We start from the raw sequence: 25508 nt of genomic DNA, 5'->3' as shown, positions 1-25508 counted from the left end.
TTATAATAAAGAGTTATCTAAATATAAAAGTTTAGTTATAAAATATTTTTGAATAGGAGATACTTATGAATGTTGAAGATTTAGAGAGGATGTTAATTCCTAAGGGAGAGGTTTCAGTTATAGGTTGTGGTAGATTAGGAGTTAGAGTTATATTTGATTTATTGGAAGTGCATAGGGGTGGAGTAGAGAAAGTTTATGTTTTTGACAGCGCTAAGATAGAGAAAAACGATATTATTCATAGAAAATTAGGAGGAAATGTTGGAGAGTATAAAGTAGATTTTATAAAAAGATTTTTTAAAGATAGAGTAGAATCTTACAAAGTAAATATAAATGAAAAAAATTTAACCTTAATTAGAGGAGATGTTGCAATTATATGTATCGCTGGTGGTGACACTATTCCAACAACAAAGGCTATTATAGAATACTGCAAAAGTAAAGGTATTAAAACGATAGGAACTAATGGAGTATTTGGCATTGATGAAAAAGTAAAGGTTTGTGATGCTAAGTATGCAAAGGGTCCAGCAAAGTTTTTAAATTTAAATGAAGATGGGCATATTGTAGTAGGAACTGAAAAGTTTATCAAAGATTTTGAGCCAATAACTCCTTATACATTAGATGAAATTGCCAAAAGGATGGTTATTGAATGTTTAAGAATACTGTGGAAAAAATATTATTCCAGGTGATATTGATGGAGATTATAAACTACATTGTAATAATAATGGCAATATTGTCAAGTTTAGCATCATTATTACAGAAAGATTTAATAAAATGTATTATATTATCAGGATTTTTTGGATTATGTGTTGCCTATTTATACTATGCACTGTTGGCTCCAGATGTAGCTTTAACAGAAGCAATACTTGGTGGAGCTATTTTACCCTCTTTGTTTGCTTTCACCGTTAGAAGAACACAAAGAATTGATGAATAAAACATAAAATATTGTGATAATTATGTTTAGACCAGAGGAAATAATTGAAACTATAAAAATGATAAGAATGGAAAACTTAGATGTAAGAACAGTTACATTGGGCATAAGTTTGAGAGACTGCATATCAAAAGATTTGGATGAATTAAAAGAACATATCTATAATAAAATTACTACTTCTGCTGAGAATTTGGTAGAAACAGCCAATAGAGTATCTGAGAAGTATGGAATTCCTATTGTAAATAAAAGAATAGCAGTTACACCAATATCTTTAATTATTGGTGGAGCAATTAAAGATTTGGACAGTGAGGAAAAAATAAATGCCTGTGTAGAAGTCGGTGAAATCTTAGACAAGGCGGCAAAGAAAGTTAAAGTAGATTTCTTAGGTGGCTATTCTGCTTTAGTTCATAAAGATGCCACTAAGGAAGATATTGCATTAATAAATTCAATTCCATTTATGATGGAAAAAACTGAGAGAGTTTGCTCTTCAATAAATGTTGCTTCAACTAAAACTGGAATTAATATGGATGTTGTAAAAATTATGGGAGAAATTATTAAAGAGACAGCATTTAGAACAAAAAATGGAATAGGATGTGCTAAGTTGGTAGTGTTTGCCAATGCTCCGGAGGACAATCCATTTATGGCTGGAGCCTTTCATGGTGTTGGAGAGGGAGATTTAGTTCTAAATGTTGGTGTCTCTGGTCCAGGAGTTGTTAGGGCAGTAGTAGAAAAACTTCCAGATGCCGACTTTGGAACATTGGCTAATGAAATTAAAAAAGTGGCATTTAAAATTACAAGAGTTGGAGAGCTAATTGGAAGGGAAGTTTCTAAGGAATTGGGGGTTAAATTTGGAGTTGTCGATTTATCCTTAGCCCCAACTCCTGCAAGGGGTGATAGTATAGCCAACATATTGGAGGCAATGGGTTTAGAGAAGTGTGGAACTCATGGTTCAACGGCGGCTTTGGCTTTATTAAATGATGCTATTAAGAAAGGAGGATCTATGGCAGCTTCGTATGTAGGAGGGCTAAGTGGGGCATTTATTCCAGTGAGTGAAGATAGTGGAATGGTTGAGGCTGTTAAGGTAGGAGCATTAAGTTTAGAGAAGTTAGAGGCTATGACATGCGTTTGTTCAGTTGGAATTGATATGGTAGCAATTCCTGGGGACACACCAGCATCAACTATTTCAGCAATTATAGCAGATGAAATGGCTATTGGAGTTATAAATAATAAAACAACTGCTGTAAGAATAATCCCAGTTCCAGGAAAAAAACCTGGAGATGTAGTAGATTATGGTGGTTTATTAGGAAAAGCTCCAATTATGGAAGTTAGTAAATTTTCTTCTGAGAAGTTTATTAAAAGAGGAGGTAGAATTCCCGCACCATTACAATCTTTAACTAATTAATAACCAAATTAATATTAAAGAGTTAAATGTTTGTTTTTATTTCTATTTAGGGAAACAGTACCTTTTTTAGTCCCTACTAAAACTTTATCTACTTTTGTAAATATTCCATTTTCAACTACTCCAGGAATGTTATTAATTTCTTTTTCAAGTTCTATTGGATCATCAATATTTTTCATAAAAACATCTATTATCATATTTCCATTGTCTGTTATAACTGGTCCTCTTTTTCTCTCTCCTAATCTAATTACTGGCTCTCCTCCAAGTTCTGTTAATGCTTTCATAACAACTCTATAGGACATTGGAATGACTTCTACAGGAATTGGAAATTTCTCTCCCAACTTTTTAACTAACTTACTTTCATCAACTAAAACTATAAACTCCTTTGCATTGTAATCAACTATTTTTTCTTGTGTATGACAGCCTCCTCCACCTTTTATTAAAAATAATGTTTTTTCTTCAACTTCATCTGCTCCATCAAATGCAATATCTACATCATACTCATCTAAAGATACTAATGGAATTTCATATTGCATAGCTAACATTTTCGCCTCGAAAGATGTAGGAATTCCAAATACTGTTAAATCTTCTTCCTGTATTTTGTTTCCAAGTTCTCTAATAAATAAAGCGGCTGTAGAACCAGAACCTAAACCTACAACCATTCCATCCTTAACATACTTTAATGCCTCTTTAGCCACTTTTAATTTTAAATCCTCATTAGCCACAGTTATCCCCTGTAAAGTTTTTTATTTTTATATATGGTTATTGGAAGTAAAAATTACTAAAATCCCATTTATATATTTTTGTTGTAATTATCAATATACCAAATTAAGGTGAGCTAAATGTATATTGGTATTGACGATACAGACAGTCCATATAAATATTGCACTACCTATATAGGCACTTTATTAATTGAGGAATTGAAAAATAATGGTTATTCTGTAGATATGCCAAAACTTATTAGAATGAATCCAATGGTTAAATATAAAACCAGAGGTAATGGAGGTGTAGCAATACATGTTTTAGATAAAGATTTATCTTCAACTGATATTGATGAAATTAAAGATATAACTATTAGAATAGTTGAAAAATATACTGATTTTGAATGTGAAAATACTAATCCAGGAATAGTGTTTTTAGATGAAAATAAATACAAAGAAAATAGGGAAAAATTAAAGGAATATTATAAAGAAGTTTTATATAACATAGTTAGCATAGATTACGCTGAAAAATTCATTTTAAAGATTGGAGGAGATTATATTAAATACAAATTAGGGAGAGGGATTGTAGGGGCATTAGGAGCTATTTCTGCCACTCCACCATTTACTTACGAACTTTTGGCATATAGAAAAAAAGAAATGTGGGGAAAAAAAAGAGTTATTAATGAGGATAGCGTTATAAAAATGGATAAGAAAACGTTTCCATACACATTTGACAACTACGATTATGAAAATAATAAAATTTTAATAACTCCTAACACCCCATGTCCTGTTTTATTTGGAATTAGAGGAATTAATCCTGAAATTTTATTAAAGGCTATGAACATGATAGAAGGAGAAAAACCAGAAAGATTCATGATATTTAAAACAAATCAAGGAACTGATGTTCATTTAAGACCAATGAAAATTAAAGATATCTATCCAAACACTGGAGTTATTGTTTATGGAAGAGTTGTTGAAAATCCAAAAGACATAGAAGGGGGGCATGTAATATTTAGAATATCTGACAATACTGGGAAGATTGACTGTGTATCTTATGAGCCAACGAAAAAGTTTAGAGACATTATAAGAAAATTGATTGTAGGGGATTATATAGCAGTTTATGGAACTGTAAGAGAAAAACCATTAGGAATAAATATTGAAAAAATTAAGATATTAAAGTTAGAAAAAAAGTATATTAAGGATAAAAAATGCCCATACTGTGGAGGTACATTAAAGGCAAAAGGTAAAAAAACAGGATATAAATGTAAAAAATGCAAAAAATTAATTGGATATGATGAGATTAAAAAGATAGAAGTTGAGAGAGATTTAAAAATAGGCTTTTATGAAGTTCCAGGCTCTGCAAGAAGGCATTTAAGTAAGCCAATACAGCTGATAGATTTGATTTAAATTTTTAGGTCTCACATCAACTAATAAGTCGTCTTAAGGAAATTTTATTAACTTTTTTAATATGCATATTAATAATATTAATTTTACTTTCTTGCTTTTATAAAGGGGTTGTTTGGATTTGGTACTAGAAAATTGATAAAAAGTATTACTAATTTTTTCTGATTAAAATTTAGATTTTTTAGAGATTTTGATTGTTTGCTTTTATTTTATGTGTTTTAAGTTTGGTTTTATTTTTAAAGATATGAAATAACTTTTAATTATTGAGATTTTTGTTTGTGGTTGTGTATTGTATTTATAAAATTATTGCACAACCTTTCTTACTCTTATAAATACTTTGATAATCAGGCAGTCAGAAAAATCGAGTGTTAAAAGAAAGATTTATATAGGAGTTTGAATATAGAATAAGCAATAGTTGGTAGTGTTTGAATCGTTAGTCCATTAAAACAAGGATGGAAACGCTATTCTTTCCTTTAAATTACTGTTTTCCTCCAACAGTTTTAGCGTTTGAATCGTTAGTCCATTAAAACAGTTTGAATTGGTTGTCCATTAAAACAAGGATAATAACTAAAAATAATGGGGTATACCAATAGGAGGGTGAAACCCTCCTATGGATTTATTAAAATAAGGATATAAACAATTTTCCACATATTTGTTCCAAAAATGTTTTATTCTCTTTTTTGAGTTTAAATTAAAAATTTTTTATACAATATAAAAAAGTATTTAAAAGTAAGTTTATAAAAACTAATGATATTTTTTATAAAATTTAAAGATGAGGTTGAAGATAAATGAAAATAGAGTATAAATTAGCAAGTTATAGAGTTTGTAGTCCAGAAGAGACTTTTGAAAAAATAAAAAATACATTAAGAGATATAAATACATTAGAAATTAAAAATATACAACATTTAGATAAATTAGGAATTCCTGTATATTATTTAAAAAGAAAAGTAGTTATTGATGAAAAAGAAGGAATAGCAATAAATTATGGAAAAGGAGCTACTGACATTCAAGCAAAAGTTTCTGCGTGTATGGAGGCAATAGAAAGGTTTTCAGCAAGTTACGATGAAAGTAAAATTAAAAAAGAGGCAGATAATCCTATAAACATTAAAGATTTAATTTTGCCACAATATTCAGATGAGAATGTTAAAGAATGGGTGGAAGGATTTGATATAATTAATAATGAGACTGTAGATGTTCCAGTAGATGCTGTTTTCTATCCAGTTTATGGTAAGCTATTTAGGGGAAATACTAACGGTTTAGCAAGTGGAAATAATTTAGATGAGGCAATATTGCATGGAACTTTAGAGGTTATTGAAAGAGATGCATGGAGTTTGGCAGAGTTGGTTAGAAAGATTCCAAAGAAGATAAATCCTGAAGATGCTAAAAATCCATTAATACATGATTTAATTGGAAAGTTTAATAATGCTGGTGTTGATATAATTTTGAAGGATTTAACTTCAGAATTTGAGATTCCAGTAGTTGCCGCAATTTCTGACGATTATTCAAGTAAAAATCCTTTAATGCTGTGTATGGGTGTAGGTTGCCATTTAGACCCAGAAATTGCTATTTTAAGGGCTTTAACAGAAGTGGCTCAAAGTAGAGCATCTCAATTACATGGATTTAGGAGAGATGCGAAATTAAGGAAGGAATTTACTTCAAAAATATCTTATGAAAGATTAAAGAGGATACATAAAAAATGGTTTGAATTTGAAGAAGAGATTTATATTTCAGACATGCCTAACAATGCAAGGTATAACCTAAAAAAGGATTTAGAATTTATAAAGGACAAAATTTCAGAGGATGGATTTGATAAACTGATATATGTTGATTTAAATAAAATTGGAGTTGATACAGTTAGGGTTATAATTCCAAAAATGGAAGTTTATTCAATTGATAGGGATAGATTATCAAAAAATGCAATACAAAGGGCTAAAAAACTTTACTATTAATGCGAAAAATGTTTTAATTCAAAAACATCTAAATTTTTATTTTGCTCCATATTTTTTTCTTTAAAAAATTCTTCTAATATTTTTCTTTCTTTTATTAGCCCTACTGAATCAGCCCTACATTGACCGCAAGCCCTAAATTGTGGAATATATTTTTCACACTCTTCTCTAACTCTTTTTAGTTCCTCACAAGTTGGAGGTCTCATATTTTTCATTTTGTATAGTGGAATCAATGGAATTATATTTTGAATATATGCATAATCCTTTAATTCTTTTGCTATTTCAACAACATGGTTCATATTAATCTCTGGAATTAAAACAGTATTTATTTTTATTACTAATCCTTCGTCAAAAGCTTTTTTTATTCCATCAATTTGATTCTCTATTAATATCTTAGCCCCTTCAACATTATGATGTATTTTTTTATTATAATAGACCCATTCTACTATATCTTTTAAAATTTCTGGATTTATTGCATTTACAGTTACTGTTACTGTCTTAACATTTAAATCTGCTAATTTTTTGTAGTATTTATTTAACAATAAACCATTTGTGGAGAGACATTTTATAAGGTCTGGGAATTTTTCATCTATAATTTCAAGAGTTTCAAAAGTTTCCTTGTTAAACAAACTATCTCCCGGTCCAGCAATTCCAACAACCTTTATATTTGGAATTTCTTTTAAAACTCTTTTTAAATATTCTTCAACATCCTCAGGTTTTAATATTGTTAAAGATACTCCCGGTCTATGCTCACATGCCTCTTTTCCTAAACTTCTTCTACAAAATTTACATGCAATGTTACACTTTGGTGCTACTGGCAGATGAACTCTCCCAACTTTATCGTGAATTTTTTCATTGAAGCACGGATGAACTTTAGTTATATGAGCAAATTTTGACATTTTTATGTTCTCATTCATAGTATCACATTGGACATAGTTTAGATACTATATATTAAAACATCTGATATAAAATGTTTGTATATTTATAAATACATTTAAATTTATTTTAACAATAGCCCAATATTTTTTAAAACTTCTGGAATAAATGGAGATATTATAATTAAAATTATTAATATTTTAATCCAATAGTCTATTTTTTGGTCTATTTTTTGGTTTGTTAAATCAATTTTCTTTTCAAGCAATACTATCTTTTTGTCTAATTCTTTTATTTCTCCTCTTAATTTTTCCTCAACTATTAGTAAATCCTCTTTCGTTGCTAATTCTTTTCTTAACTCATCTCTAACCTCATTTTTTATTATTGATGATTGATGTTTAATTTCCTCTCTTGCTACACTTATCGCTATTTCCTTAGTTTCTGTATAATTCTTTTCTTTTAATTTTTCAATTTCTTTTTCCAATTTTTGTATTCTATTTAATAATTCATCAACTGTTATTGTTGAACTCATTAAACTCACCAAAAAATATAGAAGGTTATAAGGTTATTTCATTATTAAATTTTAACAAAAATAGTATATAATGATTTTTGAAATTAAAAATTTATAATTCTAAAATAGGATGTAAAACTGGATGAAGAATTGTATATAGACCAATTAGTAAAATTATAGTCCCACTAACTAAAGGAAGTTTTGAAATTTTTTTACTACCTATATATTTCTCTATAAATTCTTTACTTTCAATGAGTAATACTAATAATCCAGTTAATGATATAGCCAATCCTATACTAAAAATAGCCACATAGATTAAACCATCAATTACATTTCCCGAGGATATTGATAATAATAAAACTGCCAAAGCCGTTGGACATGGAACTAAGCCAGCGGATAATCCTAAAGCAATTGTTCCTTTTTTAGTATCTATTTTATGCTCATGTGGATGAAAATAACTTTTTAGTATCCAAATCCCTATAATTATTAAGATTAACCCTCCTATAATACTCATCATATCATGAACCATTTCTACATTTAGATTTTCCAGTAAGTATATTGAAACTATTCCTAATAAGAATACGACTGCAGTATGGGAAACTGTAACAGTTATTCCCAATAGGATAGCATCTTTTATGCTCGTTTTAGTCCCTACGATGTAAGCGGCTAAAACACTTTTCCCATGTCCTGGTTCTAATGCGTGTAACATTCCGAGTATGAAAGCAGTAATTGTAAATAAAAGATTCATATCAATCACCGTAATAACATATTTTTATATAAACTTTTAATTTGTAATATCTAATATTACTAAAATTGTGTTATTATATAAATAAGTTATTACTAAAAAAGATAATTTAATCAATATTAAAAATGTCTTTAATTTTTGGGGGTATGATAAAGTATGAAAAACAGTGAAGAATTCTTTAAAAATAATAAAATTAAACATAACTTTAATATTAATAAAAAATCGTTAAGTATATATAGTATAAAGATGATTATAACATCTATAAAGTTTCTTTTAATTAAACCTAAAAATAAAGAAATAAAAATATCTAAATACTCCAGGAATAGGTGATAACATGCACATAATGGAAGGTTACTTACCACCTATGTGGTGTGCCTTTTGGTATATATTGTCAGGTATAGTAATAGCCTACGGGATAATCCAATTGAGAAAGTTATTAAATGAACATCCAGATGCTAAACCTTTAGTAGCTATTTCAGGAGCATACATGTTCGTATTGAGTTCTTTAAAGATGCCTTCAGTTACAGGTAGTTGTTCCCACCCATGTGGTAACGCTTTGAGTGCAGTGTTGTTTGGAGTTCCAATAACTGCAGTTTTAGGGGCAATTGTTCTACTGTTCCAAGCATTGTTTTTGGCTCATGGTGGAATAACAACGTTGGGAGCTAATGATTTCTCAATGGGTATTGTTGGTCCAGCAGCAGCAATTATTGCATATAAAATCTGTATGAGATTAGGACTAAATTCAAATATTGCAATATTCTTTGCCGCAGTATTTGGAGATTGGTTCACTTACATAACTACAGCAATACAATTAGCGTTGGCATTCCCAATTCCTTCATTCACTGCGGCATTTACCAAGTTTATAGTAATCTATGCATATACACAAGTTCCATTGGCTATTGCTGAAGGGTTCTTAATTGTGATAATCTGGGACTACATTAAGAAGTTAAGACCAGACATTCTCAAAAAATTAAATGTAGTTCCAGAAAAAGAATTAGAGCCATACTTAAATGTTAAACCTACTGTTAGTGGAGGTGAATAACTTTGGAAACTAAACACATTATTTGTTTATTGGCAGTTTGTTTAATTGTAGCAATTCCTTTAATAATGTATGCTGGAAAAACTGAAGAACAGGGATACTTTGAAGGTTCTGACGATGTAGGGACTGAGGCTATAGAATCTACTGGATACCATCCATGGTTCAGCCCAATTTGGGAGCCACCAAGTGGAGAGATAGAGAGTTTATTATTCGCTTTACAGGCGGCAATTGGGGCTATAATCATTGGCTACTATGTAGGATACTTCAAAGCAAAAAGAGAATTAGCTCAATAAAAAATAATAAATAAATTTTTATTCTTTTTATTTTATTTTTAACATTTTATCTACAATTTAAAGAAAAATTAACTCTTATTTTTTAATTTTAAATTGGTGATAAAAATGAAGCATAATATTGTAGATTATATCGCTATAAACAATAAGTTAAGGTATGTTAATCCAAAGTTAAAGTTTATTTTTGCAATCTCAATGCTAATAATTTCTTTAATATCAAAGTCAATTATAGTTCCAATGTTAATATTTTTTATCGTTTCATTTATTCTACTGTTTATAGCCAAAGTCCCAAAGAGAGTTTATGGCGTCTTTATAGGAATTCCACTAAGTTTTGGGATATTAAATTTAGTATTATTTGCATTTCTTTTTGGAAAAGTTGTATGGTTCTATATAGATATATTTGGTTTTAAAATTCCAGTGTATATTGATGGATTTGACTTAGGTTTTTTATTATTTGGAAGAATGCTCGGTGGAGTTAGTAGTATGCTATTCTTAGCCCTAACAACTCCAATGCCAGAATTATTTTACATATTGAGAGAGTTAAAATTACCAGAAGAATTTGTAGATATGGCTATGTTAATATATAGGTATATATTTGTTCTTTATGAAGAATATGAAAGAATGAAGTTTGCACAGGAGTCAAGGTTGGGTGAGGCAAATTTAAAATCTACATATAAATCTTTGGGTGCATTAGCGGCACATTTATTTATTAGAGCGTGGGAAAAAGGAGAGCAGTTAAATATATCAATGCTTTCAAGATGCTACGATGGAAAGTTAAAATTATTAGGAGGAATTAAAAATCCACCTATTCCATATATTTTAGCAATTGCTATTTTTGACATTTTCCTTATAGGAATCTCCTTATTAACTCAAAACTTTAAAGTTAGCAGTTTAATTTTGCATTATCTTTAAATTTTTAAAATTTTAAAGGTGAAAATATGAATATAATTGAAACAAGAGATTTATATTTTTGTTATCCAGATGGAACTGAGGTTTTGAAGGGAATAAATTTTAAAGTAAAAAAAGGGGAAATTGTATCTATCTTAGGTCCTAATGGGGCTGGAAAATCAACTTTATTTTTGCATTTCAATGGTATATTAAAACCAACGAGAGGAGAGGTTTTAATAAAAGGAAAGCCAATAAAGTATAATAAAAAGGGATTAATTGAAGTTAGAAAAACTGTTGGCTTAGTATTTCAAAATCCAGATGACCAGATATTTGCTCCAACAGTTCAAGATGATGTGGCATTTGGTCCTTTAAACTTAGGACTACCAGAGGATGAGGTTAGAGAGAGAGTTAAAGAGGCGTTAAAAGCTGTTGGTATGTGGGAGTATAGAGATAAGCCACCACATCACCTAAGTGGAGGGCAAAAAAAGAGAGTAGCAATTGCTGGAATCTTAGCAATGAGACCAGAAGTTATTGTTTTAGATGAACCAACTGCTGGCTTAGACCCAGTTGGAGCAGCTCAAATTATGAAACTACTTTATGATTTAAATAAAAAGGGAATGACAATTGTTATCTCAACACATGACGTTGATTTAGTTCCCGTATATGCAGATAAAGTTTATGTTATATATAATGGGAAGATTTTAAAAGAAGGAACTCCACAAGAAGTTTTTAGTGATGTTGAAACAATAAGAAAGGCGAATTTAAGATTACCAAGAGTGGCACATTTAGTTGAAATTTTAAATAAAAAGGATAATATTCCCATTAAGTTGGGATATACAATTGGAGAAGTTAGAAGAAATCTATTGGAATTTATAAAAGAAAAGTGTCAAGTATAAATCTATAAATATCTGAAGTAATAAATATAATTATACATAGAATAATACTGGTGGTATTAAATGGTAAGTGAAATACCTTTGGATGTCTATAAAAAAGTATATAGAGAAATAATAAAAGAAAAAAAGAAAAGGAAATTTTTAATTCATTTAATAATCTACATAATAGTTAATGCAATGTTTATAGTTGATAACCTTCTATACACTCCTAAAGAAATTTGGTTCATATATCCTCTTATATTTTGGGGTATAGGTTTATTAATACACTACCTATATGGTATTCATTGGATAGATAATATTCTTAAAGATATAGAAGCAAGAGCAGAATATAGAGCAAGAGAAATTTTAAAAAATAATATACATCAAAATTAATTCATCATCTCACACTTAAAGATTTTTACATTCTCCTTATTTAATTCTTTTATTAACTCATTCTCTTTTTCTTCATTAACTAATATTATAATACATCCCCCTCCCCCAGCACCAGTTAATTTTGCTCCATATCCATATATATTTCCAATATTAACAATTTTATCAAGTTTTGGCGTAGAAACATTCAATTTTTTTAAAAGTTCGTGATTTTTTGTCATTAATCTTCCAAAATCTTCTTTATTTTTTGTTTTTAATGCCTCCTCAACTATTTCGTCAATTTTTTTAAATATTATATCTTTATCTTTAATTTTGGCAACCTTATTAACCAACTCAGCAGTTTTTTTCTTCCTTTTTTCAACATAAACTATTAAAAATTTACAACTTTTTAAAAATTCCTCAAAACTGCCTTTAATTTTCTTAAATTTGTTATTTTTTATCTCTAAAATACCTCTATATGTTATTGTAAAAGTATCTGTTATACTCGCCTTTCCTTGAACTTCTCTCTCTACCAAATAACCAAGTTTTGCAACTTCATCATCTTTAAGAGGTTTGTTATAAAATTTACTAACAGCCCTTATAGTTCCAACAGTTATTGAGGCAGAACTGCCTAAGCCACAACTCACGGGAATTTTTGAAGAAATTTCCATTTTAAAGCCAAATTCTGGTTCTATATTTAGGTAATTTAATGTATTTTTTATAGCACAGAGGCAATATTTAAAATCACTCAAATTATTATCTAAATTTGAAATATTTAAATCTTTTGTATCATTTAAATTTAAACTTAATGACTTGTTTAAATCCTTTAAATTTAATATTATTTTTCTTTCATTGATTTTATTAATTTTTATAGTTGATGTTAAATTGATAGCCATCGACACTGCCCTATATCCATAAACAACTGCGTGCTCTCCAAATAATATAACTTTTGAGGGAGTTTCAACTATCATAAATAAAACCTTATAAATTTTTTAACTTTATATACTCATTAAATGCCTCTCTTGTAGTTCCTACAACAACTCTCTTATATCTATCTCCAGATTTATCAATAACTTCCTCCAATTTTCCTCTTGCAATAATCTCCTCTCCATTAAAACACTGTCCTGCATAAGTATGGGTGAAAGAAACAACCTCTTTTATATCTTCATCATTGTAGCATTCAATTTTATACACTGCCGGATTGTCAAAGGCAAAATCATCATTTAACACAATTCCCTCTATTTCTACAAAGCCCAAATTTTTATATCTCTTATCCCCATACTTTCCAATAATTTCATCCCATTCCCTTGTAAATAGTAAATCAAACATTGTATTATCTACAACTCCTCTATTATACTTTCTCTTTTCATAAAATATAAATTCTTCATAAGTTAAAGTGTTATCTTTAATTCTCTTTTTATATGCAATTTTCCAAAAATTTTCAGATAATGGCTCTAATTTTCCATCTTCAAATGCCTCTTTTAATGCTTCTCTTCCTTTTTTATGCATCTCTCTACCATAAATTACAAAATCAATGTCAGAATTTTTGTTATTTAACTTTAACAATAGAGATCCGCTAACTCCCATACTTTTAATTGGAACTCCATAATCCTCTAATATTAAAGCTAACTTTCTACATTTCTCTTCCAACTCATTTAATTTATATTCTTCATTAACAATTTCCTTTAATCTTTCTTTTGGTTTTAATATTCTTTTTACATCTTCCTTAGGAATTGCGTGCATTAACACATCGATAGTTTCATCATAAAAAAGATACTTATCAAAATTTTCCTCTAAGAATTTGTATGCCAAAGAACTTTCACTTATTTTTACATATTTTTTTCCATTAATTTCTCTAATATTACTTATATCAACTTCAAAATTTACATATTTATAAGGAACATATCTTAAAAAAGATAAAAATCTATCTTCTGGATGATAGTATGAATTTACAGCAAAATATAATCCTTCATTAGTTTCTATAAAATCTCTAATCCTTACTCTCATACTATCACAGTTTCTTTTATTTTTTCAAGTCTTTTTATACATAGTTCAGAATATATCTTTCTCAATAATTCAATATCAATATTAATATATCCATCTTTTATCGTAAATGGAATGATGTAATCTTTAATTTCTTTGTATGATGGATATTTTGGATTCTTCATTATATAATCTTTAAATGATGCATTACTTATAACTAATGCACCAAAGTTTTTTATATAGTCAATTATAAAGTCATAAGCTTCATCTTTTGATTCAACTCTTTTAATTTTACATTTATCAATTAAATACTTCCAAATGTCTTTTCCTTTAATTTTATAGTATGTTTCTATATCCACTATAACCATTACATTTTTAAATCCTGCATTTTTAATTTTTTTAATAAGGTTTTCTATAGATTTAGATGAAAGATTATGCATATTTCCTAAAACAGTTATTGCATCAATAATAACAATCCTTCTTGAAGGCTTTGGAGGATATATCCTTCTAAATATTTTTTCCTCTTTAATATATTCCCCAAGTAAGGAAATAGTCTCACTATTTTCTAAATATTCTTCTAAATCGTCTATTGTAGTAAATCTTGTAGAATACCACGAAGGTCCTGAAATATCTGCAAGCTTGTTTAGCATATCTTTTTTTATCTTCATTAATCTTTCCTTTTCTTTTAATTTATTGTATAAATCTTTGAGACTTATAGTTTCATCTAATCTCATATCCATTAAAATCTTTAATAAATAACCTTCTTCAAATGTTTCTAACTCAAAGTTTTCACATATTCTTTTTAATTCTTTATACTCTTTAAGCTCTTTTTCACTTGAAACTCCCAGAGTTTTTGCTATTTTATATTCTTCTGCATCCTTAAAACCTCTACTTAATGCATCATTATATTCATAAGCATCTTTAAATCCTCTTTTTAAAGCATCTTGATATTCTCTATAATCGCCAAAACCTGCTTTTAGTGCTTCAACTAATTCATCAAAACTCTTAAAACCTCTATCTAATGCAAAGTAATAGAGCTCAGCATCATTTGAAAATATCTGCTCTTCTAATATTCCATAATAAAGATATTCTATAATGTATTTATCATCAACTTTTTTTGCAATGTTTTCATTTACAAGTTTTTCAAGTCCATCTATAAATCCAAGTTCTTTTGCTTTTTTATAATCTTCAATATTTCTAAATCCAGAAGATTTGTATTTTTTATATTCATCAATATTTCCAAATTGTAAATATTCGTAATATTCTTCAGCACTTAAACCTAAAGATTTTGCTTCTATCATATCTGGCAATGATTTAAATCCATTGGTGGGGATATAAAATATAACGCCATTATCTACAAAGAAAAATATTTGCTCAATATTATCCTCATATTTGTAAATTACATTTTTTCCAAGGACTCTGTGAGATTCAAGAAATTCTTCAACACTTTTAACTTTAACTTTTGGTAAATTTTCTATTTCGTCAACATCCACATACTTTATTAAATTTGCCCTTATCTTAAGGATATTCAAATTTTTGTCCATACTGTCACCAAATTTAATACAAAATCAAAATAGATAATAATCTTAATATTATTATATTAACTTTACATTTATAAAAATTTTTTAATTTAGTTTAATTAAATAAACAAAAAAAGAAATAAAAAAAGAAATTAATGTAGTAAGATTTTTTCATCTTTAATTCCTGCTGAATATAAAATCTCTCCAATTCCTTTTCCAATACCATATCCCAAGTAATATGTTAATCCAAATAAACCTCTATCTCTATTTAATCCATACTCTACGATTTCAGGATTTGAGACATTTGCAAGTTCTTCCAATTTTTTCAATGCAGTTTCTTCAGTTCCTACTTCATCAACCAACCCTACTTTTTTTGCATCTTCTCCAGTGTATATTTTACCATCTGCTATTTTTAGAGTGTAATTTATTGAAAGATGTCTATACTTAGCAACCCATTTAACAAAATCTAAATAGGTTTCATTTATCATCTTTTGTAAGTATTCATATTCTTCTTTAGTCATTGGTCTAAATGGTGAGCCTATATCTTTATACTTTCCTGCCTTTATTGTAGTTACATTTATACCAAGTTTTTTCATCAATCCATAATAATGTATTATATCCATTCTAACTCCAATACTTCCTACTATTGAATGTTTCTCAGCAACTATATAGTTAGCTGGAGCTGAAACCATATATGCTCCTGAAGCATCTAATCCTTCAACATAAACAACTACAGGTTTTTTCTTTGCAAGTTCTGCAACTTTTCTTGCCAATTTTTCACTTGCTATAACTTCACCACCCGGAGAATTAACTATAAGTAAAACTCCTTTAACTGAGTCATCTTTTTCTAATCTATCTAATAAATTAATGTAATATTTAGCATCTTTTTTAGGTTCCATAAATAAACCGGAGTCTTGATTGTAGTCAAAATAAATCTCATTGCATAGATAAACCTTTGCTATTTTTTCTCCACCAAATACATCTATACTTTCATTTGATAAACTCATAACTACCAATATAGTGGCTCCTACAATTCCAATTAAGATAACAAAAAGAATTATTAATATTAAATAGATTTTTTTCATTTTTTCCCTCTATTAGGAATATCTTTTTATCTATTTTTATCAATTATTCTTTAATTGCCTTCTTTTTAAACTTTTCAAACAATTCAATAATTTTCTCATCTTTTCTGACTTTTTTCTTAGGTTTCTTAGATAAATATTTTTTCCATCCCTCTCTTGGTCTAAATAATGTTATAACATGTCCTACTACACTAACAACCTCTGCATCACACGCCTTAGAAAGTTTATCTGCAATTTCATATTTGTCTTCATATAGTAAGGCAGTTTTTCTAACCTTAACTTTTATTAACCCTCTCGCTTTCAACTGCCTATCAACTTCCTTAATTACCTTCTCACTTCCTTCCTTTCCAACCCAAACAACTGGCTCTAAATGGTGAGCCTTAGCTCTAAGCATTCTTTTCATCTTTCCAGTAAGTCTTCTTTTTTGTTCAGTCTTTTGTTCCTCAGTCATAAGTATCACCAAAAATATTTTAATTAATAGTTATAAATAGTTATAAGATGTTAAACTATATAAAATTTTTATAAAATTATCTTTCCTTTTTATTTCCCTTGATAAACTCCAAAACTTTTCTATGCAATTCCATAATCATCCTTCTCTTATCTTCCATAAATATAACATCCGATGAAGCAAATACTATTAAATTAAACGCAAATGGAGAAGGAGTTGGTAATTTTAAATAATATATTTTTCTCTTTTTTATTTTTTCAAAATAATTTAAGGCATTTTCAATGTCTAAAGAATCCTCTAAAATCTCCCGAATTGTTTCTCTATATAGAGGATGATTAACCTCTTTACAGTATTTTAAAAGCATCTCAGCATTAAATTGTTGTTTTTCTACACTAATCTTCTTATTCATATATCTTCGTAAAATCATAAAACCTCGAGAGGCTACATGTCTAAATCTTCTCTTTATAATATCACTTCTCTCAATAGATTCCCTAACATTTTTAACAATGTCTATATTTAATAATTCCACAATATCAGATTTTGTTATCTTTCTATTCTTTGGAAGTATCAAAGCAAATCCATAATCATTTACTGATATTCTTACATTGCAATTTTTAATTTTAGAGATGTAATTGGCAAAAGATCTTGCCAATGCCTCATTAGCCCTCCTTCCTGCAACAAAGTGGAATATATAATATCTCCTCTTCTCTTCATCAAAATTTTCTATTAAAACTTTCTCATCGTCAGGAACAATTGCATACTTATTTTGCTCTTCTATGTAGTTTTTTACAGCCTTAGATGTTTTCTCATCAATATCATACTTATTTTTAATATCCTCAACTTCTTTATGTAAAACTTCTTTTCTAAATTTTTCTATATCTAAGGCTAAATCATAAGCTAATGGTAACTGTTCAGAAAACCACGCTGGAATTGTTGGATTTTCATTGAACACCTCTTTAACTAAGATTTTATTTCCTCTACTACCTAAATACTTGTAGGTTTTTCCTCCTAAAACAAATATATCTCCCTTCATCAACTTTTCAGCAAACTCCTCTTCAACCTCACCAACATATCTTTTTCCATCATAGACAGATATAGATGTCTCATCAGGAATTGTTCCAACATTCATATAGTAAATTGCTCTAACATTTTTCCCTCTCTTACCAAATTTGTTATCTTTTAACCATATTTTAGCATAAACCTTTTTTTCTTCAATACTTCCAGATAAGTATCTTAAAACATCTAAGAAATCTTCTTTACTTAAATCTTTATATGGATATGCTCTTTTAATTAAATTATATGCCTCATCAACATCCCAAACTTTTTCCAAAGACATTCCCACAATATGTTGTGCCAATACATCTAAACAGTTCTTTGGAATGTGTATCTTATCAATTTTACCAATTTTAGCATCATAAGCTAATACAACATTTTCAACTAAATCATCTCTATCAAAAGGAATTATTATTCCCTTACTCTTTTCGTGAAGTTTATGCCCACTTCTTCCAATTCTTTGTAAAGCCCTCGAAACACTCTTTGGAGAACCTAAGAGAATAACTAAATCAATGCTCCCTATATCAATTCCCAACTCTAAGGATGTTGAACTAATAACACACGACAGTTCTCCTTTTTTTAATTTTTCTTCAACCATTAATCGATGTTCTCTACTTAAAGAAGAGTGATGAGTTTCAATATTTTTTATACCCATCTTTTTTAAATGAAATGCCACTCTCTCAGTTGCGCTCCTTGTATTTGTAAATATTAAAACTGTTTTATGCTCTTCAATAAGTTTTTTTAATAAATTGTATAATCTTTTACTAATCTCTTCAGAAGGAGTATATATAAAGTCATCAACTGGCGATAAAACTTTTATTTCCATATCTTTTTTATAACTTACATCTACAATGTAGCAATCTCTTCCATTACCTACTAAAAATTTGGCAACTTCTGTTAAAGGATGAATTGTTGCAGATAACCCAATTCTTATAAAGTTTGCTATTCTATTCAACCTCTCTAAGGATAAAGAAAGATGAACACCTCTTTTATTGGTTAATGCATGAATTTCATCAACTATAACATATTTAATTCCTTCCAATAACTTAGAAAATTTTGGAGAGCATAAAGATATTGCCAAAGATTCTGGAGTGGTTATCAATATATGAGGTGGTTTTTTCAACATCCTTTGCTTTTGCGAACTCGTAGTATCACTCGTTCTTACAGCCACTCTAATCTTATCCAACTCAATTCCTAATTCTTTAGATACTTCGTAAATCTCCTTTAATGGTTCCTTTAAATTTCTCTCAATATCATTATTTAAAGCTCTCAAAGGAGAAACATAAAGAATATAAATTTTATCCTCTAACTTTTTTTCCATAGATAATTTTATCAATTCATTAATCCCTGCTAAAAAAGCAGATAATGTTTTTCCACTTCCAGTAGGAGAGCAAATTAAAATATTTTTTCCTTCGTGTATCTCCTTAATTGCATATCTTTGTGGAGGAGTAAAAGTTTTATATTTTCTTCTAAACCATTCTTTTACTGGTTTTTCTAAAATCTTATAAATTTCCTCGTCAGAATGTTCCTTCTTTAAATATTCTATTTTTCCCATAGTTATCCCAAAAAGTATTATAATATTCTATATCTTCCCGGCTTTGGTTCGTCAATATCACCATACTTAACTAATTTTTTAATAATATTTTCTAATTCGTCCTCTTTAATTCCTTTCTTTTTAGCCTCTTCAGCAATATCAACATACTCAACGAGCTCTGATTTTTCTGCCAATTCCTTAATTATCTCATAAACAACAATTAATTTATCCCTTTCTTTCTTAGAAACTCCTAATATTTTATCAACATCAAATATTCCTGTCTCTGGGTCATAGGCAATTTCTTTTAAGCATTCAGTGATAATATTTATTGCCTCTTTGGCATCTTCTTCATCAACTACATCCTTTAACTTTGCCTTTGCATGTGCCTCAGCAATTCTTATAGCAGATTCCAACTGTCTTGCAGTTATTTGGTGCTTTTTTCTCATTTCAACATAGTAATTAATAAATAATTCTTTGGCTCTTTCGCTAATTACTGGCTTTTTCTGCCTTGCGTAGTAAATGTATTTTATTATAAACTCCTTGTCAATCTTTACACCATCAACTTCCAAATAATTTAGCCCTATCTTTTTATTTATATTGTCATCTAAGTATGCCCTATGTAAGTCAATAATATATTCTGCAATGTCTCTATCTCTATTCTTATCAGAAACATCTCTAATTGGAAATATTAAGTCAAATCTACTTAATAGTGGGGCAGGGATGTTTATCTGCTCAGCTACAGAAACTTCTGGATTAAATCTACCCCATCTTGGATTACATGCTGCCAATATTGCACATTCAGCAGGCAATTTAGCATTAATTCCTCCTTTACTAATATGAATTGTTTGACTTTCCATTGCCTCTAAGATATAACTTTGCAAATCTTTATTAACAGTTAATTCATCAATACAGGCAGTTCCCTTATGTGCCTTAACCAATAACCCTGGTTTTATAACCCATGTATCTTCTCCAATTTCAGTTTTTTCCCTGACTACTGCGGCAGTTAAACCAACTCCAGTTGCAGTTGTAACTGAACCATACAAATTACCAGGAATTTCAGCAATTTTTCTTAAAATTACTGTCTTCCCAATTCCTGGGTCTGTTATTAGGAGTATATGAATATCCGCCCTCTTACCTGGTTTTTTCACTCCTTTTATTTGTTGCAAAAATACAGCTCTTTTTATTGCTGAATGTCCCCTAATTTCAGGAATTAATCTATCAGCCAATATATCAATGATATCCTGCCTTTTAGCTAATTTTTTAATATTTTCAATATCTGAATTAGTTAATTTAATTTTAACATCTCCATCTAAGACTTCACAATGTATTGCCTTAACATAAATTTCATATATAGGAAGTTTTTTGCTCTTTCTAATTTTTATTGGAACGCCAGTTATTTTAACTCTTCCAGCATACACTCCTGAACTGTTCTCTAAAAACACGGTTACATACTTTGGAGGTTCTTCTGGATTTTCCATTAAGTCTAAAGGTTGCTGAACTTTTATTTCTTGGAAGTCAGTATATGTCGATTTATCTTCAATTAAATTTAATTCCGAGCCACATTCACATACAGATTTTTCACTCTCAAAATTCAAAATATCTATCTCCTTATAATATTCTCTTCCACATTTTGGACATATATAATATGCATATTTTAGCATTGGTCTAATTTTTGATGCCATTACTATGATTCCTTCAAATTCTACCAACTTCCCTAAAGTATTGCTTCTAATATCCTCTACTGTAAAAATCTTCCCTTTCCTTGTAGTTTTAAAAATTTTTGGCAAATTCCTTACTGAAACTATTATGTTTTTTGGATATTCGTTTTTTAAAGTGTAGTATGCCTCATAGTAACACTCTTTTATAAATTTAATTCCCTCTTCAGGATTATCTACTAAAAACTCTACAAATTCCATTAACCCATATTCATAAAGTTTATTTAAATCAATTACAATTTTTTCACTGTCTAATATAATATCCTCTTGGTGAATATTCCTTAAATATGCAACTAAATAGTCTTTAAAGTCTTCTAATGTTTCCATATCCATAGTTGCATCCCCACAAAATAGAAGTTTATTAATTTATTTTAATTAATTCATCTTTTTATTTAAATGCTCTATATAATTAACGACTTTTAAAACTCCCATGGCTATTCCTTCAACTTCAATTCCTCCTCTCCCCTTACATCCGTCTCCAACTAAAAAGAGTTTATCATTTACAATATTATCTATATCTGTTCCATTAGAAGCGTGATTTACTGGCCAACTTTCTCTATATGACTGTATATGCAAGATTCTATAATCTTTACCTTTAAATAATCTATCAATATCCTCCAAACCTAAATCTATCTCTTTTTTTACATTGTTAGTTATTTGTGCTTGATGAGTCATAACTAAGTGCCATCCTTCAGGGGCTAAGGATTTATCTACATTTGTCACTTGATTCAATCCATTTATTCTTTCACATTCTGGTGTAAATAAAACCCCTCCATGCTTTATAATTCCTTCTTTTGTGGCTATAGATATTTTTATCCCTTTGGAAGGTTTTGGCTTTGATTTTAAAAATTTAATATTACAAATTTTTTGGGTTTCTATAGGAGATATATTACTAACAACTACATCAAATTCGTAATCATCAATATATGCTTTCTCATCAATCTCTATTTTTTTAACTTCATATTCTTTAATAATTTTTCCATTATTTGTTTTAATAATTCTTAAAAGTTTATCAATAACTGCCTTACAACCACCAATAGGAATTCCAGGACCTCCAAATTTGTAATAATTTTTAGCAATCTCAATAATTTCACTCATTGGAGTTTCATAGGCAGTTAAACTTAAAGCCCATCCTGTAAATGCATTCCCTATTTTTAGAGCTAACTCAACATCTTCTAAGAACTCTCCAAATGAAATATTTTTATCAACATTTCCTAACTTTAACTTGGCAGACATTGTTATAGCCTTAATCTTATCTTTAAATCCTAAAAGAGAAAATAAATCTCTGTATAAATATTCTTTTCCATTAATTAAAAAAGTTCCATCAGGATTTGAATTTATAATTTTTACATTAGCTCCTGCCTTTCTTAATAACTGAGCTAAATATCCATCATCTCCATGTGGTATCATATGTAAAGCTCCTGTTGTTAGTTGAAATCCTTCATATTCCAAATTAGTAAATCTCCCACCCAAAAATGGAAGTTTTTCAAATATAACAACTTCATGATTCTTAGATAACAATGCTCCTGTTAATAATCCTCCCAATCCACCACCAACTATGCCAATCTTCATAACAATGTCCTCCTATGTTTTTTAATTTTTATTTTTAACTCTGTGAATAGATAAGTAGTAATATAACTTAAAATTAAGACTAAAATGAAGTATAAAATAAAGTAACTTACACTATTATAATATTGAATATTAAGGTTAATGATGCTATTATTTAAAAATTTTAAAAAATTGTTGTTTATTACTCCCTTAAGTAGTTGATAGATACCCCTTATAAATAAATCATATCGCACAAACAAATAATGGATAAGATAGATTCCAAAAGAATATTGTCCAATTTTTAAAATTATATTAAAAATCTTTTTGTTGTGTATATAGTTCGATAATTTAAAGAGTAAGATGAATAGTAATATACTATATCCAGTAATACCAAAATAATAAAAGTAGAAATGAAAATCATTATAAAATTTAAAAGTTTTTAGATATAAGCCGTCTAATATTATATAAACTGCTAAAATACTCCATAAAATTAGAATTCTAATTAAGTTTTCCTTATCATTGAGGAATTCATCTTTAAATTTTCTAATGTTTAAACCTAATATACATCCAAATAAGAAAAAATATGCCTGAGTAATCATTAAGGGGAAGCCCCATGATAGTATATGAAGATAACACACAGAGTATATGGAAATAATACCAAAAATTATGAATACTACTAAATTTGTAAGCAATTTTTTAGAATTTAGATATTTCGCAATACTTATAAAGATAGGAAATAATATATAAAATTGAAAGATTAGTGGTATAAAGTATAAATGAGGAGCTACATAACCAGATATAATGTATTTTAAGAAATTAATCACACTAAAAGATTCTCCTCGGGCAATATGAAAAAAATAATAATATATCAACACAAAAAATAAATAGGGGATAAATATAAAACTAATCCTTTTTTTAATAAATGATATGTAATTTATCCCGTTGTTTGCATATTTATACGACAATACCATTCCACTAATAATTATAAAAAACGGAACTGCAAATCTTGTAAGGTTGTTCATTAATACATAAAATAATTTATAATATATATTTAAATCAAATATTCCATAACCACTTACATGGATAGCAATAACGCCCAATATTGCAATACCTCTAAGATAATCCAGTTCAACAATTCTTTTCAATATTTCACCATTTATTAAATCATATTTAGTTATATTTTAATTTTAAAACTCTATAACTCTCCAAATCTTAAATACTTTGATATTTTTTTAGCTAACATCTGTTGATTATGCCACGAACCATAGAATATTCCTTTGGGAATCTCATATCTCATAGCCATTATTATTTTTTTATCAACAACCCCAGGATTTGCCTTTGCAAAAGGAGTTTGTGGTAATGGAATAAAAGCATGAGCGTGTATTTTAACTCCTAATTTTATAAAATCTTTCATAACCTCTATTGTTTTCTCAATATCCTCCTTAGTCTCCCCAGGTAATCCAAAAATAAAATCTAAACTTACATTAATTCCTTTTTTTATTGCTATATATACAGCTCTATAAATATCCTCAACTGTATGCCCTCTATTACACAACTCTAAAACTCTATCACTTCCAGACTGTGCTCCAATAACTAAACTTTTATTGTATGTATATTTTAAAATTAAGTCAGTTGTTTCATCATTAACATGCTCTGGTCTAACCTCTGAAGGAAATGTTCCAAAGAATATTCTCCCGTCTTTACCTAAAATTTCTTTAATGTTTTTTAGTAAATTTTCAATTTTGTCAATATTAACATCTTTTCCAGTTTTAGAACCATATCCAAAAGCATTTGGTGTTATAAATCTAATATCCTTTAAATTTTTTTCAGCCATTATTTCAACATATTTACATATATTTTCAATACTTCTATGTCTAACATTTTTTCCAAATATTCTTGGTGTTTGACAGAAATAACATTTATAAGGACAGCCTCTCGTTATCTCTATATGTCCAAATTTGTTATATTTTATTGGAAATGGCGGATACTTATTTAAATCAATAGGTTTTCTTTTTCCAGTGTATATAAATTTATCCTCTTCAAAATAACATATTCCTTTAACTTTTTTATAATTTTCATACTCACTAACTGACATAATAAATTCTGGAAATGTCTCTTCTCCTTCTCCAATGCAAACTACATCAAACCCTAATTTTAAAGTTCCCTTCGGATCTCCAGTAGGGTGAGGTCCTCCAGCTAAGTAAATTATTTTATTACTATATTCTTTATATTTAATTTTTAGTTTTTTCATTAATTCATAGGTTTTCCATAACTCAGTTGTAAAAAACGATATTGCAATAATTACTTTATCATACTTCTTTAAAATTCTTTCTAAGTTATAAATATCTTTTTTATTGGCAAAGTATATAGGAAAATTGTCAAAGTATTCATTAACCTCTAATGCTCCAATCAATGCATTAAAACTATTTTTGTGTTGTTTTGTATAATAAACTACCAAAGCTGTGTTTTCTCCCATATCAACCCCTAAAAACATTTATCCCCAAATGGGATAATTAACATAGAACTTTCGCAGAAATAAATTTTTAAATGCCAAATCATAAATATCTTAAAATATATAGGACTTTCGTAGTTTATATAATTAATAAGGAAAATATGATGCTAAAGGCATCAAATATTCATTAATTAATATTTATCCATGCGAA

The 25508-nt window shown here is 28.4% G+C and carries 24 protein-coding genes; 10 read left to right on the top strand and 14 right to left on the bottom strand.

Features of this window, described 5'->3' with window-relative positions; translation table 11 throughout:
• Nucleotides 1–65 precede the first annotated feature (65 nt).
• The 3 genes from KMP69_RS04075 to KMP69_RS04065 are packed head-to-tail and all read left to right on the top strand — an operon-like array spanning nucleotide 66 to nucleotide 2327.
• On the top strand, nucleotides 66–683 hold the full coding sequence (locus tag KMP69_RS04075) for a ThiF family adenylyltransferase (RefSeq protein ID WP_214400659.1): 618 nt from the start codon (nucleotides 66–68) through the stop codon (nucleotides 681–683).
• Between the two features lie 5 nt (nucleotides 684–688).
• A complete protein-coding gene (locus tag KMP69_RS04070; protein ID WP_214400658.1) occupies nucleotides 689–928 on the top strand; it encodes a DUF4040 domain-containing protein in 240 nt (79 codons plus the stop codon).
• Between the two features lie 22 nt (nucleotides 929–950).
• Entirely contained in the window at nucleotides 951–2327 is a 1377-nt protein-coding gene (locus tag KMP69_RS04065) for a PFL family protein (protein ID WP_214400657.1), read from the top strand.
• Between the two features lie 14 nt (nucleotides 2328–2341).
• Here KMP69_RS04065 and rpiA read toward each other — a convergent pair whose 3' ends face one another.
• Entirely contained in the window at nucleotides 2342–3049 is a 708-nt protein-coding gene (rpiA, locus tag KMP69_RS04060; protein WP_214400656.1) for a ribose-5-phosphate isomerase RpiA, read from the bottom strand.
• Between the two features lie 117 nt (nucleotides 3050–3166).
• Here rpiA and KMP69_RS04055 point away from each other — a divergent pair, with 117 nt between their 5' ends.
• Both KMP69_RS04055 and KMP69_RS04050 read left to right on the top strand, forming a co-directional pair.
• Entirely contained in the window at nucleotides 3167–4432 is a 1266-nt protein-coding gene (locus tag KMP69_RS04055) for a tRNA(Ile)(2)-agmatinylcytidine synthase (protein ID WP_214400655.1), read from the top strand.
• A 785-nt stretch (nucleotides 4433–5217) separates the two neighbouring features.
• The gene (locus tag KMP69_RS04050) at nucleotides 5218–6378 is read left to right on the top strand and encodes a YcaO-related McrA-glycine thioamidation protein (RefSeq protein WP_214400654.1); all 1161 of its coding nucleotides are present in this window, start codon (nucleotides 5218–5220) and stop codon (nucleotides 6376–6378) included.
• On the opposite strand, the gene nifB is transcribed toward KMP69_RS04050, so the two are convergent.
• The 3 genes from nifB to KMP69_RS04035 form a co-directional block, all read right to left on the bottom strand.
• Complete coding sequence (nifB, locus tag KMP69_RS04045; protein WP_214400653.1) at nucleotides 6375–7292, bottom strand: FeMo cofactor biosynthesis protein NifB; 918 nt, start codon at nucleotides 7290–7292, stop codon at nucleotides 6375–6377. The two genes, KMP69_RS04050 and nifB, sit on opposite strands and share 4 nt — an antisense overlap.
• Nucleotides 7293–7375: 83 nt before the next feature.
• On the bottom strand, nucleotides 7376–7780 hold the full coding sequence (locus KMP69_RS04040; protein WP_214400652.1) for a hypothetical protein: 405 nt from the start codon (nucleotides 7778–7780) through the stop codon (nucleotides 7376–7378).
• A 91-nt stretch (nucleotides 7781–7871) separates the two neighbouring features.
• Nucleotides 7872–8507 (bottom strand): HoxN/HupN/NixA family nickel/cobalt transporter, encoded by a 636-nt coding sequence (locus KMP69_RS04035; protein ID WP_214400651.1) that lies wholly within the window; start codon nucleotides 8505–8507, stop codon nucleotides 7872–7874.
• 331 nt (nucleotides 8508–8838) lie between these two features.
• Between KMP69_RS04035 and cbiM the strand changes: the two genes are divergently transcribed.
• The 5 genes from cbiM (at nucleotide 8839) to KMP69_RS04010 (ending at nucleotide 11986) form a co-directional block, all read left to right on the top strand.
• The gene (cbiM, locus tag KMP69_RS04030) at nucleotides 8839–9546 is read left to right on the top strand and encodes a cobalt ECF transporter S component CbiM (RefSeq protein WP_214400650.1); all 708 of its coding nucleotides are present in this window, start codon (nucleotides 8839–8841) and stop codon (nucleotides 9544–9546) included.
• Nucleotides 9547–9548: 2 nt separating this feature from the next.
• Nucleotides 9549–9836, top strand: a complete 288-nt coding sequence (locus KMP69_RS04025) for an energy-coupling factor ABC transporter substrate-binding protein (RefSeq protein WP_214400649.1) — start codon at nucleotides 9549–9551, stop codon at nucleotides 9834–9836.
• 105 nt (nucleotides 9837–9941) lie between these two features.
• Nucleotides 9942–10745 (top strand): cobalt ECF transporter T component CbiQ, encoded by an 804-nt coding sequence (gene cbiQ, locus KMP69_RS04020; protein WP_214400648.1) that lies wholly within the window; start codon nucleotides 9942–9944, stop codon nucleotides 10743–10745.
• A gap of 26 nt (nucleotides 10746–10771) precedes the next feature.
• Nucleotides 10772–11617: an ATP-binding cassette domain-containing protein gene (locus KMP69_RS04015; protein WP_214400647.1), complete on the top strand. Its 846-nt coding sequence runs from the start codon at nucleotides 10772–10774 to the stop codon at nucleotides 11615–11617.
• 60 nt (nucleotides 11618–11677) lie between these two features.
• Complete coding sequence (locus KMP69_RS04010) at nucleotides 11678–11986, top strand: 2TM domain-containing protein (protein WP_214400646.1); 309 nt, start codon at nucleotides 11678–11680, stop codon at nucleotides 11984–11986.
• Here KMP69_RS04010 and mvk read toward each other — a convergent pair.
• The 10 genes from mvk to KMP69_RS03960 all read right to left on the bottom strand — a co-directional run bounded on the left by mvk (nucleotide 11983) and on the right by KMP69_RS03960 (nucleotide 25321).
• Nucleotides 11983–12933 (bottom strand): mevalonate kinase, encoded by a 951-nt coding sequence (gene mvk, locus KMP69_RS04005; RefSeq protein ID WP_214400645.1) that lies wholly within the window; start codon nucleotides 12931–12933, stop codon nucleotides 11983–11985. The two genes, KMP69_RS04010 and mvk, sit on opposite strands and share 4 nt — an antisense overlap.
• 10 nt (nucleotides 12934–12943) lie before the next feature.
• Nucleotides 12944–13969: a nucleotidyltransferase domain-containing protein gene (locus KMP69_RS04000; protein WP_214400644.1), complete on the bottom strand. Its 1026-nt coding sequence runs from the start codon at nucleotides 13967–13969 to the stop codon at nucleotides 12944–12946.
• Entirely contained in the window at nucleotides 13966–15489 is a 1524-nt protein-coding gene (locus tag KMP69_RS03995) for an NYN domain-containing protein (protein ID WP_214400643.1), read from the bottom strand. Before KMP69_RS03995 ends, KMP69_RS04000 begins: the two co-directional genes overlap by 4 nt.
• Before the next feature lie 128 nt (nucleotides 15490–15617).
• Nucleotides 15618–16550, bottom strand: a complete 933-nt coding sequence (gene sppA, locus KMP69_RS03990; RefSeq protein ID WP_214400642.1) for a signal peptide peptidase SppA — start codon at nucleotides 16548–16550, stop codon at nucleotides 15618–15620.
• Between the two features lie 43 nt (nucleotides 16551–16593).
• Nucleotides 16594–16998 carry a ribosome assembly RNA-binding protein YhbY gene (gene yhbY, locus KMP69_RS03985; protein WP_214400641.1) on the bottom strand — a complete coding sequence of 135 codons (405 nt, stop codon included), beginning with the start codon at nucleotides 16996–16998 and terminating at the stop codon, nucleotides 16594–16596.
• Nucleotides 16999–17074: 76 nt separating this feature from the next.
• Entirely contained in the window at nucleotides 17075–19603 is a 2529-nt protein-coding gene (locus tag KMP69_RS03980; RefSeq protein WP_214400640.1) for an ATP-dependent helicase, read from the bottom strand.
• Nucleotides 19604–19620: 17 nt separating this feature from the next.
• Nucleotides 19621–21630 (bottom strand): ATP-binding protein, encoded by a 2010-nt coding sequence (locus tag KMP69_RS03975; RefSeq protein WP_214400639.1) that lies wholly within the window; start codon nucleotides 21628–21630, stop codon nucleotides 19621–19623.
• Nucleotides 21631–21672: 42 nt separating this feature from the next.
• Nucleotides 21673–22869 (bottom strand): NAD(P)-binding protein, encoded by a 1197-nt coding sequence (locus KMP69_RS03970; RefSeq protein WP_214400638.1) that lies wholly within the window; start codon nucleotides 22867–22869, stop codon nucleotides 21673–21675.
• On the bottom strand, nucleotides 22866–23945 hold the full coding sequence (locus KMP69_RS08225) for an acyltransferase (protein WP_394357603.1): 1080 nt from the start codon (nucleotides 23943–23945) through the stop codon (nucleotides 22866–22868). The genes KMP69_RS03970 and KMP69_RS08225 overlap by 4 nt, the downstream gene beginning before the upstream one ends.
• Before the next feature lie 95 nt (nucleotides 23946–24040).
• Nucleotides 24041–25321 carry a TIGR04013 family B12-binding domain/radical SAM domain-containing protein gene (locus tag KMP69_RS03960; protein ID WP_214400636.1) on the bottom strand — a complete coding sequence of 427 codons (1281 nt, stop codon included), beginning with the start codon at nucleotides 25319–25321 and terminating at the stop codon, nucleotides 24041–24043.
• Nucleotides 25322–25508: the final 187 nt, after the last annotated feature.

The organism is Methanocaldococcus lauensis (assembly GCF_902827225.1).
Lineage (GTDB): Archaea > AGJL01 > Methanococci > Methanococcales > Methanocaldococcaceae > Methanocaldococcus > Methanocaldococcus lauensis.
Note: the sequence above shows the minus strand (reverse complement) of the source record. Positions and strands in the feature narration are given on the sequence as shown.

Bases quoted from the DNA above. Each gene is read 5' to 3' on its own strand.
- KMP69_RS04070 (WP_214400658.1), top strand. From the start codon at position 689: ATGGAGATTATAAACTACATTGTAATAATAATGGCAATATTGTCAAGT.
- yhbY (WP_214400641.1), bottom strand. From the start codon at position 16,998: ATGACTGAGGAACAAAAGACTGAACAAAAAAGAAGACTTACTGGAAAG.
- KMP69_RS04010 (WP_214400646.1), top strand. From the start codon at position 11,678: ATGGTAAGTGAAATACCTTTGGATGTCTATAAAAAAGTATATAGAGAA.
- KMP69_RS04000 (WP_214400644.1), bottom strand. From the start codon at position 13,969: ATGAGAGTAAGGATTAGAGATTTTATAGAAACTAATGAAGGATTATAT.
- sppA (WP_214400642.1), bottom strand. From the start codon at position 16,550: ATGAAAAAAATCTATTTAATATTAATAATTCTTTTTGTTATCTTAATT.
- mvk (WP_214400645.1), bottom strand. From the start codon at position 12,933: ATGATAGTTGAAACTCCCTCAAAAGTTATATTATTTGGAGAGCACGCA.
- KMP69_RS04015 (WP_214400647.1), top strand. From the start codon at position 10,772: ATGAATATAATTGAAACAAGAGATTTATATTTTTGTTATCCAGATGGA.
- KMP69_RS04050 (WP_214400654.1), top strand. From the start codon at position 5,218: ATGAAAATAGAGTATAAATTAGCAAGTTATAGAGTTTGTAGTCCAGAA.
- KMP69_RS03960 (WP_214400636.1), bottom strand. From the start codon at position 25,321: ATGGGAGAAAACACAGCTTTGGTAGTTTATTATACAAAACAACACAAA.
- KMP69_RS04040 (WP_214400652.1), bottom strand. From the start codon at position 7,780: ATGAGTTCAACAATAACAGTTGATGAATTATTAAATAGAATACAAAAA.
- KMP69_RS04065 (WP_214400657.1), top strand. From the start codon at position 951: ATGTTTAGACCAGAGGAAATAATTGAAACTATAAAAATGATAAGAATG.
- cbiM (WP_214400650.1), top strand. From the start codon at position 8,839: ATGCACATAATGGAAGGTTACTTACCACCTATGTGGTGTGCCTTTTGG.
- KMP69_RS03975 (WP_214400639.1), bottom strand. From the start codon at position 21,630: ATGGATATGGAAACATTAGAAGACTTTAAAGACTATTTAGTTGCATAT.
- KMP69_RS04075 (WP_214400659.1), top strand. From the start codon at position 66: ATGAATGTTGAAGATTTAGAGAGGATGTTAATTCCTAAGGGAGAGGTT.
- nifB (WP_214400653.1), bottom strand. From the start codon at position 7,292: ATGAATGAGAACATAAAAATGTCAAAATTTGCTCATATAACTAAAGTT.
- KMP69_RS04055 (WP_214400655.1), top strand. From the start codon at position 3,167: ATGTATATTGGTATTGACGATACAGACAGTCCATATAAATATTGCACT.
- cbiQ (WP_214400648.1), top strand. From the start codon at position 9,942: ATGAAGCATAATATTGTAGATTATATCGCTATAAACAATAAGTTAAGG.
- KMP69_RS04035 (WP_214400651.1), bottom strand. From the start codon at position 8,507: ATGAATCTTTTATTTACAATTACTGCTTTCATACTCGGAATGTTACAC.
- KMP69_RS03970 (WP_214400638.1), bottom strand. From the start codon at position 22,869: ATGAAGATTGGCATAGTTGGTGGTGGATTGGGAGGATTATTAACAGGA.
- KMP69_RS03980 (WP_214400640.1), bottom strand. From the start codon at position 19,603: ATGGGAAAAATAGAATATTTAAAGAAGGAACATTCTGACGAGGAAATT.
- KMP69_RS03995 (WP_214400643.1), bottom strand. From the start codon at position 15,489: ATGGACAAAAATTTGAATATCCTTAAGATAAGGGCAAATTTAATAAAG.